10 protein-coding genes are annotated in these 12337 nt (G+C 35.1%); all 10 read right to left on the bottom strand.

Going from position 1 to position 12337, the window contains the following annotated elements:
- Positions 1-199: 199 nt before the first annotated feature.
- Positions 200-2110, bottom strand: a complete 1911-nt coding sequence (acs, locus tag OXQ85_RS14280; RefSeq protein WP_267405353.1) for an acetate--CoA ligase — start codon at positions 2108-2110, stop codon at positions 200-202.
- Between the two features lie 7 nt (positions 2111-2117).
- The gene (locus tag OXQ85_RS14275) at positions 2118-2744 is read right to left on the bottom strand and encodes a DUF4304 domain-containing protein (protein WP_267405352.1); all 627 of its coding nucleotides are present in this window, start codon (positions 2742-2744) and stop codon (positions 2118-2120) included.
- Between the two features lie 19 nt (positions 2745-2763).
- Positions 2764-4653, bottom strand: coding sequence for an AMP-binding protein (locus OXQ85_RS14270; protein WP_267405351.1), 1890 nt, complete (start codon positions 4651-4653; stop codon positions 2764-2766).
- 125 nt (positions 4654-4778) lie between these two features.
- Positions 4779-5141, bottom strand: a complete 363-nt coding sequence (locus OXQ85_RS14265) for a response regulator (protein WP_267405350.1) — start codon at positions 5139-5141, stop codon at positions 4779-4781.
- Between the two features lie 160 nt (positions 5142-5301).
- Positions 5302-5739, bottom strand: a complete 438-nt coding sequence (gene tnpA, locus OXQ85_RS14260) for an IS200/IS605 family transposase (RefSeq protein WP_267405349.1) — start codon at positions 5737-5739, stop codon at positions 5302-5304.
- Between the two features lie 72 nt (positions 5740-5811).
- The gene (locus tag OXQ85_RS14255) at positions 5812-8529 is read right to left on the bottom strand and encodes an ATP-binding protein (protein ID WP_267405479.1); all 2718 of its coding nucleotides are present in this window, start codon (positions 8527-8529) and stop codon (positions 5812-5814) included.
- On the bottom strand, positions 8522-8716 hold the full coding sequence (locus OXQ85_RS14250; protein WP_267405348.1) for a hypothetical protein: 195 nt from the start codon (positions 8714-8716) through the stop codon (positions 8522-8524). The genes OXQ85_RS14255 and OXQ85_RS14250 overlap by 8 nt, the downstream gene beginning before the upstream one ends.
- Before the next feature lie 74 nt (positions 8717-8790).
- Positions 8791-9018, bottom strand: a complete 228-nt coding sequence (locus OXQ85_RS14245) for a DUF6814 family protein (RefSeq protein WP_267405347.1) — start codon at positions 9016-9018, stop codon at positions 8791-8793.
- A gap of 43 nt (positions 9019-9061) precedes the next feature.
- Positions 9062-10642, bottom strand: coding sequence for an MFS transporter (locus OXQ85_RS14240; RefSeq protein ID WP_267405346.1), 1581 nt, complete (start codon positions 10640-10642; stop codon positions 9062-9064).
- Positions 10643-10845: 203 nt separating this feature from the next.
- Positions 10846-12225, bottom strand: a complete 1380-nt coding sequence (locus OXQ85_RS14235; RefSeq protein WP_267405345.1) for a porin — start codon at positions 12223-12225, stop codon at positions 10846-10848.
- Positions 12226-12337 lie beyond the last annotated feature (112 nt).

The following is a 12337-nucleotide window of genomic DNA, read 5'->3' as shown; positions in this document are numbered from 1 at the left end:
TTGTAGTTTAAAGATAATAAAATAATTTGAAATAAATTGATAATTATTTAGTTAAATTTGATATTAATTATTTTATCTATAACATAATGTTTGAATTGATGGAAATGTCTATTGAACAATTGTTTAATTATTCAATTATTAAAAATAAAAAAACGAACCTCAAAGAGGTTCGCTTGCCTGATTTCTCAGATCATATAGCTTAGTTAATTCGTTCGTTTTTAATTTCTTCAACAATTTCCGGATTCAACAATGTTGTAATGTCTCCGAAATTATTAAAATCACCTTCCGCAATTTTTCTTAAAATTCTACGCATGATTTTTCCTGAACGTGTTTTCGGAAGTCCGGAAACAAATTGAATTTTGTCCAGTTTTGCAATCGGTCCGATCTGGTCTGAAATCAGCTGATTGATCTCTTTTACAAGATTTTCCTGCTTTCTGTCGGCTCCTGAATCTTTTAAAATAACAAATCCGTACAAAGCGCTTCCTTTAATGTCGTGAGGGAAGCCTACAATAGCAGATTCGGCTACAGCAGGGTGTTCGTTGATGCTGTCTTCAATAGGAGCGGTTCCTAAATTATGTCCTGAAACAATAACGACATCATCCACACGACCTGTAATTCTGTAATAGCCCACTTCATCTCTCAAAGCCCCATCGCCCGTGAAATATTTCCCTGGAAAAGCTGAAAAATAAGTCTCCTTATATCGTTGATGATCGCCCCAAATTGTTCTTGCAATTCCCGGCCACGGAAAACGGATGCAAAGATTTCCTGTTACCTGATTTCCAGAAATTTCGTTACGCTTATCATCCATCAAAACAGGCTGAATACCGGGTAACGGAAGGGTAGCGTATGTTGGTTTGGTAGGAGTAACAAATGGAAGCGGTGAAATCATAATTCCTCCCGTTTCAGTTTGCCACCAAGTGTCAACAATCGGGCATTTTTTCTTTCCAACATGATCGTTGAACCAATGCCAAGCTTCATCATTAATAGGTTCACCTACTGAACCGATCACTTTTAATGAACTTAAATCATGTTTATCAACCCATTCTGTGCTTTCTTTAGCTAAAGAACGAATTGCGGTCGGCGCGGTGTAGAATTGGGTAACTTTATGCTTTTCAATGACTTCCCAGAATCTATCTGGTTCAGGATAAGTTGGAACGCCTTCAAAAATAACAGTTGTTGCGCCATTTAAAAGTGGTCCGTACAAAATGTAAGAATGCCCTGTAATCCAGCCAATATCGGCAGTACACCAATAAATATCGTTCTCTTTATAATTGAATACGTTTTTGAAGGTATAAGCGGTGTAAACCATGTAGCCCGCCGAAGTGTGAAGCATTCCTTTTGGCTTTCCAGTAGAACCGGAAGTGTACAAAATGAACAAAGGATCTTCTGCATCCATAATAATAGTCACGAAATCGGAAGATGCTTTTTCATACAAATCAGCCATCCAATGATCTCTGCCTTCCTTCATTTTCACCTCGTTGTTTGTTCTTTTTACCACTAAAACTTTTTCAACAGAAGGTGTTTTTTCAAGGGCTTCATCGACGATACTTTTTAAGTCTAAAACTTTGCTTCCACGGTAACTTCCATCGGATGTAATCACCATTTTTGCCCCGCAGTCGTTTACTCTTGAAGAAACGGCAGAAGCAGAAAATCCTGCAAAAATAACAGAGTGAACCGCCCCTAATTTCGCACAAGCCAACATTGTAACTGCCAATTCGGGAATCATCGGAAGATAAATGCAAACTCTGTCGCCTTTTTCGATGCCCATGTCTTTCAAAACATTGGCTGTTTTATTAACTCTTGTGTATAATTCGTTATAAGAAATATGCTGTGCTTCTTCTTTCGGATCGTTTGGTTCCCAGATGATTGCGGTTTTTTCTCCTCTTACGGCTAAATGCCTGTCCAGACAGTTTTTTGTGATATTTAATTTAGCATTTTTAAACCAAGTGATTTTCGCTTCATTCATATCATATTTTACGACCTTGCTCCATCTTTGATACCACACAAAGTTCTGATCGGCAATCTTATCCCAGAATTTTTTAGGATTTTTGATAGACTTTTTATACTCCTCAAAATAATGTGGCAAATCTTCTATTAGGTAATTTCTCATATCCTTTTTATTTTATATTTAATATATCATTAATTGTTTTTTGTATATTGTTTTCTAACAAAATTTCATTTAAATTTCTTTCAAATATTATCCATCTTTTTTCATTTCCAAAAGAACTGTAAAGTTGTTGGATGAATTTTTTTAAATCTTTTTTATTATTGCTTAATAATAGAAATTCAAATAATTCTCTGTAATTCTCCAAACCATTTTTATCAATCATTAAATCTGTTAAGTCGTTGATCGATTGTATTTCATCAAACATATGTACAGCTGAGTTCAAATCTGAGGTGATAATATTAGACAAATTCTCAATGTTTGTTTCCTGTGTGATATAGTAATATTCTGTCTGTGATTGTATAATAGATGAGATTCTACATCTAAAATGACATTCATATTCTTTAGGGTGAGTTGTTTCATTTTCTCCAATTACTTTATTAATAAGATTTGAATGTATTCCACAATTTATGTAAAATTTTGTCTGATGAGAAGTATTTCCCTGACTTTTTTGAAAATTTATGACGAACATTAAATCATTGTTAGATTTATAAAAATTCATTCCTTTTTTTACAAATCCATTTAATTTTAGATATGGTTTAATGTTTTCATTAATTATTTTGTTGAATTTTTCTTGCATTATATTGTAAGAAATTTGATTATATATTTCTATACTCTAAGATTTTTTGTTGAATTTCTTCAATGATTTTTTCATCATCAATTGTCGATGGAATCTGAAATTCTTTCCCGTCTAATAAAGTTCTTATCAATTTTCTTAAAATTTTTCCTGATCGTGTTTTTGGTAAACGTTTTACAATCATTACATTTTTAAGACAGGCCACAGCGCCTATTTTTTTACGCACTGTTTTTACAATGTCTTTTTCAACTTCCTTTTCTGAAATTGTTGAACCATTTTTTAAAACAACCGACGCAAAAGGGATTTGACCTTTAAGCTCATCATCAATTCCGACAACGGCACATTCTGCAACATCGGGATGTGATGAAACAATTTCCTCCATTTCAGAAGTCGAAAGCCGATGTCCTGCAACATTTATCACATCATCAACTCTTCCTGTAATAAAAATATAGCCATCTTCATCTTTTATAGCGCCATCCCCTGAAAAATAATAACCATTGTACTGCGACAAATAACTGTCTTGAAAACGATCATTATCATTCCAAATTCCCAGCAAAGCTCCTGGTGGAAGCGGAAGTTTGATAATTAAATAACCTTCCTGGTGCGCATCCAATTCATATCCATTTTCATCGAAAATTTTAATATCATAACCCGGAATTGGTTTTCCGGCTGAAGCTCTTTTAATCTTATAATTATCATCAAAAGTCATTAAGCCCAACATCGGCCAACCCGATTCTGTCTGCCACCAATGATCAATCGCAGGAACTCCGATGTGTTCTGCAAACCAATCTAAAGTCGCAACATCACATCTTTCGCCTGCCAAAAACTGTTTTTTGAAATAACTTAAATCGTATTTTCTAACCAATTCTCCATTCGGATCTTCTTTTTTAATCGCACGAATAGCAGTCGGAGCGGTAAACATCACTGAAACTTTATATTCCGAAATAATTCTCCAAAATGTTCCCGCATCAGGAGTCATAATAGGTTTTCCTTCGAAAATAATAGTGGTATTTCGATTAATTAAAGGCCCATAAACCGAAAAACTATGACCAACCGCCCAACCAAAATCGGAAGCCGCCCAATATGTTTCTCCCTGTTTAACGCCGTAAATAAATTTCATCGAAAATTTCAAAGCAGTAGCGTATCCACCTGTGTCGCGTGTGATACCTTTCGGTTTTCCAGTCGTTCCTGAAGTGTACAATAAATAAAGTGGGTGAGTGGATTCAACGGAAACGCAATCTGCCGGTTCTGATTTTTGAACTAATTCTTCATAATCAATTAATCCATCAAACATTTCATGTTGATTATCTACTAATTTTCTGTTGTAAACAATGATATTGTCAACTTTATCCTGAGCTAATTCAATTGCTTTTTCTACCAAAGGCAAATAGGGAATTCTCTTTGCGATTTCTACTCCGGCGGTTGCGGTAATCAAAGCTTTAGGTTTGCAATCATCTATTCTCACTACTAATTCATGGGGTGCAAAACCTCCGAAAACCACATTGTGAATCACTCCGATTCTTGCACAAGCCAACATTGCAAACAAAGTCTGCGGAATCATCGGCATGTAAATAACGGCTGTATCGCCTTTTTCCAAACCTAAAGAAAGCAGACCTCCCGCCAATTTTGAAATCTCTTCTTTCGCCTGATTGAAAGTATATGTTTTCTTTTGATTCGTAACCGGAGAGTCGTAAACAATCGCAATCTGCTCTCCAAAACCGTCTTCAATATGTTTATCAATACATAGATAACACATATTAAGTTTTCCGTCGGAAAACCATTGGGTGTAATTTTTTTCGTCTTTTGATAGAATAGTAGTAGGAAATTCGAACCAGTCGATTTGCTGAGCCTGTTCTTTCCAGAAATTCTCTTTGTCTTCTATGCTTTGTTTAAATAAATCGTCTGTATTCATATTTTTTTGTGTTTGATGTCATTGCGAGGAACGCAGTGACGAAGCAATCTTTTTCGAGATTGTTTCACTTCGTTCACAATGACGGTGCGTAAAAGTCTATTGCCTTTTCTCTATTATCTCAAAGTCTATAAAAACATTTCCTCAATCTGCTGCATTAATTTCTTAATAGAATAAGGTTTTGTAACATACGCATCAGCTCCCATTTCTAAGCCTTTTTCAATATCTCTCGGGTTGTTTTTTGCACTCAGGAAAATGACTTTTGTATCTTTTAATTTTTCATCTTGGTTAATGATTTCTAATGTGCTGTAACCGTCAAGATTCGGCATCATGATATCCAATAGAATCACATCAGGAACCATTGTTTTTAAAAATTCCAGAACCTCAGTTCCGTCTCTTGCAATGAAAACATCATAACCGTTTTTTTTGAAACTGTATTCCAATGACATTAATATTTTGTGTTCGTCATCCGCGATAATTATTTTTTTCATAAGGTGTGTTTTGTGTGTTTAGCTGTGTTCAACTTCATTGTTTTTTTATTATTTACTGGAGAATCCGAAGGATTCAATCTCAATAGCCGTAGGTGAAAACCTATGGAATATAGATTATGATTTGCATTAAATCAACCCGTAAGGGTTGAATTTCATTAATTTACTGTTTCTCTGGTTCGATTCCATGCTCGTGTAAAAGCTTTTTAAATTCATCTTCAAAAGTTTCCTTTTTATGATGTTCTTTTTGATTTTTTATGTAATTTATAATTCTTTCTTTATCTCTCATTGAATTGGTAAATGCTCCATATCCTTCCTGCCATCCAATAAATTCTGGAAATAATCCTGATTCTTTCATCCATAAATTGGTTGCAACCTTTATATCTTTTACCAAATTACTGAGATTTATATTTGGATGCAGATCACAAAAAATATGAATGTGGTCTGGCATTCCATTAATTCTATATAATTTACATTTTTTATTCTTTAAAATACCCCAAATATATTTGTATAGCTCTGATTCATTATTTTCATTAATTGTTGGTTCCCAATGTTTTGTTCCGAAAACGATATGATAAAATATTTGTCGATATGTTCCCATTTTTCATTTGTGTTTTTTATTATTGAACCCTATCGGGTTCTGGTTGTGTTTATTTATCCTTTTCCATAGGTTTTACCTACGGCTACTGTTATTGAACCCTTCGGGTTCTCTGTCCTGAATTCCATTTCCTCTAGGTAAAGTAACCGTAAAAGTCACGCCCAATCCGCTATTTTCTGCCTTTATCGTTCCGCCTTGAGCTTGTACAATTTTCTTTGAAATTGCCAATCCGAGTCCGCTTCCTGTAGGTTTTAAAATATTCTGATTTTTCGATTGATAAAATTTGTCAAAGATCATTTCCAAATCTTCTTCAGGAATATGCTTTCCGGTGTTGAAAATTTTAATAACTAAATTGTTTTCTTTTTCAGATAATTTAGCCTGAATTGTTCCCTGTTCATCTGTAAATTTTAAAGCATTTCCTAAAATATTCTGAAATAATTGAATCATCCTTGCTTCATCATATTCAAACAAAAATTGATTGAGAAGATTCACTTCGCTTAAATGAATATTTTTCTGCTGAATCAAGTGCAGAAGCGGATTTAATGCTTTTTTATAAGTTTCAATAATATTATTTTCCTGAATATTCAAAACAATTTCGCCATGTTGAAGTTTGTCTAAATAAAGAATATCATTAATAATTTCACTTAATCGGTCGGATTCGGAGATGATATTATTTAAAAATTCTCTTTTGATATCTAATGGAATATCGTCGTCATCTGCTAAAATTTCTCCTGCCGAACGAATTGCGGTAATCGGAGTTCTCAATTCATGAGCGACAGAATCCAGGAAATCGTCTTTTTGATGATCTTTGATGATTAAACTTTCATTGGCTTTTCTTAAATCATCGGATAATTTTTGAAGTTCTTCCGATTGTTCGGTCAGTTTTTTATTAAGTGTAATATTTTCTTTAGATTCTTCTAAAATGTTTAAAACTTCCTTTAAAGATATTTTATCTTCTTTGGTTACGCCTTCGATTAAAATTTTCGCAGAAGCAGTCCCAATTCTTCCTGCTAAAAGGTTTTCCGAGAATTTAATAAATCTTGAATCGGCAGTTTCTGTCTGAGAATCAATATTATATTTTAAATTGAAAATTCTTAATGCTTGTTCGGTTTTATTTTTGCCTAAAAATCTTTCAAGAATATTTTTAATATCTGAAACATAAGCAGTTCCACGCCAAATGAAAGCATTTTCGTGGTTTTGGATATATTTATCGATATCAACATACAATTCAGCAAAATTTCTTTCGCGATAATTACCCTTGCTGCTCACGGAAAGAATCGCAAATAAACCCGTATTCACTAAAATTGACCAAAAGAAAATCTGTGGAATTCTACCTAAAAAAGATATTTTAAAGAAATCAAAAGCGTCGTACATTTCTCTCAAAATGCCTTTTAATTCTTGGTTGTAAGAGAAATAATATTGAGGAATAATTAATCCAAAATAACAGATGATCAAGCCTGCCAACAATCCGATCACGGCGCCTTTGTAACTTCCTCTTCTCCAAAAAATAGCGCCGAAAAAAGCAGGTGCTAATTGTGCAATCACAACAAATGAAATCAAACCAACCGAATCCAGCGAAGTTTTTAAAATAAAATATTTGTAAAACGCAAACGCCATGATTATCAGAGCAAAAATGCTGAATTTTCTGATATTGGTAATGAGTTTGTTGTTTTGGGTTTCGTTTTCAGATTTTAGCTTTCCCAATAAACCGTAAGGAATAATTAAATTGTTGGAAAGCATTATGGATAAAGTAATTGCCGAAATAATAATCATTGAAATACAAGAACTTAATCCTCCCAAAAAGACCAGGACGGTAATCAAAGTATTGTCAAAATGTTGCGGAATCAGAATAGAGTAGAACTCTGGATTTACTTTTTGTCCGTCGAAAACTAACCTTCCGCCCCAAGCGATCGGAAAGATAAATACAGTGAAAATCAATAAGTAAAGTGGAAAAAACCAAATGGCTGTTTTGATGTGCTTCTCTTGCCTGTTCTCAACAATTGCTGTGTGAAATTGTCTTGGAAGAATGCAAATTGCTGTTCCTGAAATCAGGCAAAGAACCATCCAATTCATAGCGCCTTCAACTCCGTTGAATGTATTTTTTGTCTTAAAATCTTCAAACTGACTTGCCTTTTGATAAATATCTGAAAATCCATCAAACACAAAATAAATAACGAATAATCCTAAAATAATGATAAAGAATAGTTTAAGGAAACTTTCCAAGGCGATTGCTGAAATAATTCCCAAACGTTTTTCTGAAGCATCAACATATTTTGTTCCGTAATAAGAAGAAAATAAGGCAATTAATACCACGACAAAAGTGGCATTATCAGTTAAAATATTTTTTGACATCGGAGTTTCTGTCACCAGGTGAAAAGTTTCAGAAATAGCTTTGATTTGTAAACCGATGTAAGGGACAATTGCTAAAAGACAAACGATCGTAATAATCGCGCTGAAACTTCTGCTGTTACCGTATCTCAGCGAAATGAAGTCCGCCAAACTACTGATTTTATTCACTCTTGAAATCCGAACAATTCGGGTGTTAATGTAAATCCATGCAGGAATTACCATGATGGGACCAATGTAAATCGGGAGGTAGTTGAGTCCGCTTGTTGCTGCAACTCCAATGCTTCCGTAATACGTCCATGCGGTGCAGTATACCGCCAAAGAAAGCGCGTAGATGTAGGGATTGTTGATCCAAATCTTGCTTTTTTTCTTCTCCGCCAAATGAGCGACTAAGAACAAAAGTGCAAGATAGAACAAAACCACCGTAAATAACGCGAAACTACTCATCATATTTTTTTACGATTACAAAAGAAATAATGATGGAAACCATCCAGACAGCGAAAATATAAATCAGCATCATCGGGTAGCCAAAAACGTCTCTGTCACTGTTAAACAACAATGAAACAGGAATGCTAAAGGCGATCAGAAGTCCGATGCTTAGAATGATTAGCTTTTGTTCGTGTCTCTTTTTCATAAATGATAATTGATAAAAGATAATTGATGAACAGATGCGGGATCATTCATCAATTATCATTCATCGTTTATAAATTAAACTTTATCGTCAGAATATTCTCCCGTTAAGGCATAATATCCGAAAATTCCCATTCCGCCTGAGATAATCGGCATCAAAACAAATAGAATAATGATTCCGAAAACCAAGTCTTCTTGTTTTCCTGATGTGATTTTTGGAATTCCCAAAACCGTAATTCCGAAATATCCCACCACCAGCGCGATGGCTATCCAGAGTATGCCTAATATTTTTTTTAGTCCGTTCATTTTAGTTGATTTAAAATTAATAAAAATTTGAGTGATTCAGTGCTTAATCGTGAATATTATTGTTCTTATTTTTAAGATAAAATAATCCGATCAATAAACAGACGGCGGCAACTCCGATCGGGTACCAAAGTCCTTCCAGATACCATGTGGCGTGTCCTGCTTCTTTTCCTGTTGTTACCAAATACGTTGCCACCGCCGGAAGCAATCCTCCAAATACACCATTTCCAATGTGATAAGGAAGCGACATTGATGTATAACGGATTCTCACAGGGAACATTTCCACTAAAAATGCTGCAATCGGACCATAAACCATCGTCACAAAAATCACCTGAATGAATACTAAAAATATCAAGTACCATTTTGTATTGTCTGCTAATTTCACGGTTTGTGAAACTTTTGCTTCTTCGGCTTTTCCGTCTTTTATAACGGCTCCGTTTGGCGACCAATGTACAACGCTGTCTTTTTTAATTAACGTTCCGTCTGTGAAAAGGGTTTCTTTATGGAAAGTCACTAAGCTGTCGGTTGCAATATCTTTATGGATTTTGGCGATTCTTTTTTCTGTAATTCCGTTGGCGGCTACTGTTTTAGTCTCTAGATTTACACTTTTAAACATTGCGTCATAAATAGGTCTGTAAGCTAAAATAGCAACAAGCATTCCGGTCATCATGATGGCTTTTCGTCCGATTTTATCAGACAGCCATCCGAAAAACACGAAGAATGGTGTTCCTAAAAGTAAAGCCGTTGCCATTAATGAATCCACCTGTGCAGATTCTACATTCATTACCTTTTGAAGGAAGCTCATGGCATAGAACTGTCCTGTATACCAGATTACTCCTTGTCCCATCGCGGCTCCGAATAACGCCAGTAAGACAAATTTGAAGTTGTATTTATTTCCGAAACTTTCTTTTAAAGGATTTTTGGAAGTTTTTCCTTCACTTTTAGCCTTAGCAAAAAGCGGAGATTCTTTCATGTTTTTTCTGATTACGTAAGAAACACCGACCATTAAAATAGAAATCCAAAATGGAACTCTCCATCCCCAGCCGTCGAACTCTTCTGCAGAAAGGGTGTTTTTTGTAATTAAAATCACAATTAATGAAATGAAAAGTCCTGCCGTTGCTGTTGTTTGAATCCATGAAGTCCAATAACCTCTTCGGTGCGGTTGTGCATATTCTGCAACATAAGTCGCGGCACCTCCGTATTCTCCTCCCAAAGCCAATCCTTGTAGTAATCTTAAAATTAAAACTAAAACAGGCGCCATAAATCCTATGGTTTCATAGCTTGGAATACAGCCGATCAGGAATGTTGAGAAGCCCATGATTAATAAAGTAACCAAAAAGGTATATTTTCTTCCGATGATATCTCCCAATCTTCCGAAGAATAACGCTCCGAAAGGTCTTACCACAAATCCTGCTGCAAAAGTGGCAAGCGTAGATAAAAATGCTGCGGTCGGGTTATCTGCTGGGAAAAATTTAGTTGCTAAAACCATGGCTAAACTTCCGAAAATATAGAAGTCGTACCATTCTATCAATGTGCCGAGTGATGAGGCAGTGATAACGCTCCAAATCGTGCGGTTTTTCTGCTTGTCGGTCATATTTTCGTAGGCATCGTGATGATTTTCGCTCATATTGTTGGATTTAATGTTAGTTTGAATTGATATATCTGATTTACTTTATAAGGCGCAAAGATTTTATCTTCGATAAAATTTGAACGTTATATTTTTTTTATATTCTCCTGCCACACTGAGCTTGTCGAAGTGTTTTTTAATTTGAAAACTTTTACGTGTAAAAAAATGTCTTGTTATTATGAAAATTTAGTTGAATAGTATTTTTATAAATAAATATGCAACTGCACAATAAATTCTCCCTTGGATTTTGGGCTCTCTGTAGGGCTTGTATAAACAGGCCTTGTTGAATATTGTGTTGTAATTTTTGCGTGATGTCCATCTATGAGCCAGTTTGCACCCGCATCAAATTGTGATGAAGATTTATCAAACGCTTCAAAACTTTTATGCGTATAGGCTGCAAACGGCTGAATTCTGATTTTCGGTTTTTCCGCTTGACTTGGCAGAAGTAAACCCGCCTGCGCGTAGATAATATTACCTGTTCCGATGGTTGGTTGTAAATTTCCTGGCCCGGCTATGGCTCTGTCGCCGATAAAATTAGGATCGTTGGAGGCAATATTCATGATTCCTAAATTTCTGATGTAATTGGGACCAAATTGATAGTTGTAATAGCCTGCATACGCTGAAACTGCCATTTTATTTTTAGCATTTCCCAAAGGAATATCAGCGAAAGCATCCACGGCAACCAACGTTATGTCGTGTTTTTCAATATTGGAGTTTACCGAAGTTCTCGTTCCGTCTTTTTGATGATAAAAACCAGCGCCTACATTGAAAACTTTTTTCGTTCCTAAGTAAGAACCTACTTTGAAAGGTAATAAATTAGATTCTTCATCCAAAAATTGATATTCAACATAACCAGCTTTGGAAAAATTCGGATTTCCGTTGTTGTCAACTGCCACGGCTTTCGATGGATCGGTCACGTTTGCTGGCGTTAAATCGGTTGCAAAGGGTTTATTTAAGCTAAAACGATACTCAAATTTACCATATTTTCCTTTCGCAAACATTCCTAATTGTCTTGCAAACTGATCAGAGTTGTCAATTAAAGGCCAGGAGAAAATAGGGGAGTCAACTGTCAGGAAATTTAAGGTAGAAGCCATCGTCATACGGGAAAGTCCCATGTAGTAGTGTAATCCACCTCCTAAAGTTAAACTGAATTTACCCGCTTCTCCCGGCATGATTACGGCATATTCATTCCAGGCATCATGGAAAAAAAGCTGAGGTTTTTTGCCGTTTCCGTTTCCTCCTGTTCCGGTGGTTCCAGGTGCGCCGCCGTTGATAAAGGTTTGATTATTAATTCCAAAATGCCCCAAAATCATATATCTTTTGGTGATTTGGGCGTAGGCTAATAAGCGTAATCTACGGTTTCCTAGGCTCCAGGAATTATCAGTAGCTTCTCCGCCAACCATACTTCCGGGGTTCATTTGGGTATTTCTTAACCAAAACTGATCCCATAAAATAAATCTGACATATTTATCGCCTTCTTGGTTGAGATTAATTTTTAATCCGCTACCATAATCAGGAGAACCTTGAGCATATAAAGAATTGCTGATTAAAGCCAATCCAATAAAAGTGAGTAATTTCTTCATAAATTATCAATTTTTGGCGTTTTTTTTATGAAAGCCAAATTGTAATTAATAATTTAGTTATTAAAATTTAATATATATTAGTGGTAACAATATATATAATCTTCTTTTAGTT

The sequence above is a fragment of the Chryseobacterium sp. GM_Chr_2 genome (assembly GCF_026540445.1).
Lineage (GTDB): Bacteria > Bacteroidota > Bacteroidia > Flavobacteriales > Weeksellaceae > Chryseobacterium.
This window is presented reverse-complemented; position numbering and strand designations above follow the sequence as displayed.

What these genes read in the sequence shown, in the direction of transcription:
- OXQ85_RS14275 (WP_267405352.1), bottom strand. Translation starts at nt 2,744, where the DNA reads ATGCAAGAAAAATTCAACAAAATAATTAATGAAAACATTAAACCATAT.
- OXQ85_RS14255 (WP_267405479.1), bottom strand. Translation starts at nt 8,529, where the DNA reads ATGAGTAGTTTCGCGTTATTTACGGTGGTTTTGTTCTATCTTGCACTT.
- acs (WP_267405353.1), bottom strand. Translation starts at nt 2,110, where the DNA reads ATGAGAAATTACCTAATAGAAGATTTGCCACATTATTTTGAGGAGTAT.
- OXQ85_RS14265 (WP_267405350.1), bottom strand. Translation starts at nt 5,141, where the DNA reads ATGAAAAAAATAATTATCGCGGATGACGAACACAAAATATTAATGTCA.
- OXQ85_RS14235 (WP_267405345.1), bottom strand. Translation starts at nt 12,225, where the DNA reads ATGAAGAAATTACTCACTTTTATTGGATTGGCTTTAATCAGCAATTCT.
- OXQ85_RS14270 (WP_267405351.1), bottom strand. Translation starts at nt 4,653, where the DNA reads ATGAATACAGACGATTTATTTAAACAAAGCATAGAAGACAAAGAGAAT.
- OXQ85_RS14250 (WP_267405348.1), bottom strand. Translation starts at nt 8,716, where the DNA reads ATGAAAAAGAGACACGAACAAAAGCTAATCATTCTAAGCATCGGACTT.
- tnpA (WP_267405349.1), bottom strand. Translation starts at nt 5,739, where the DNA reads ATGGGAACATATCGACAAATATTTTATCATATCGTTTTCGGAACAAAA.
- OXQ85_RS14245 (WP_267405347.1), bottom strand. Translation starts at nt 9,018, where the DNA reads ATGAACGGACTAAAAAAAATATTAGGCATACTCTGGATAGCCATCGCG.
- OXQ85_RS14240 (WP_267405346.1), bottom strand. Translation starts at nt 10,642, where the DNA reads ATGAGCGAAAATCATCACGATGCCTACGAAAATATGACCGACAAGCAG.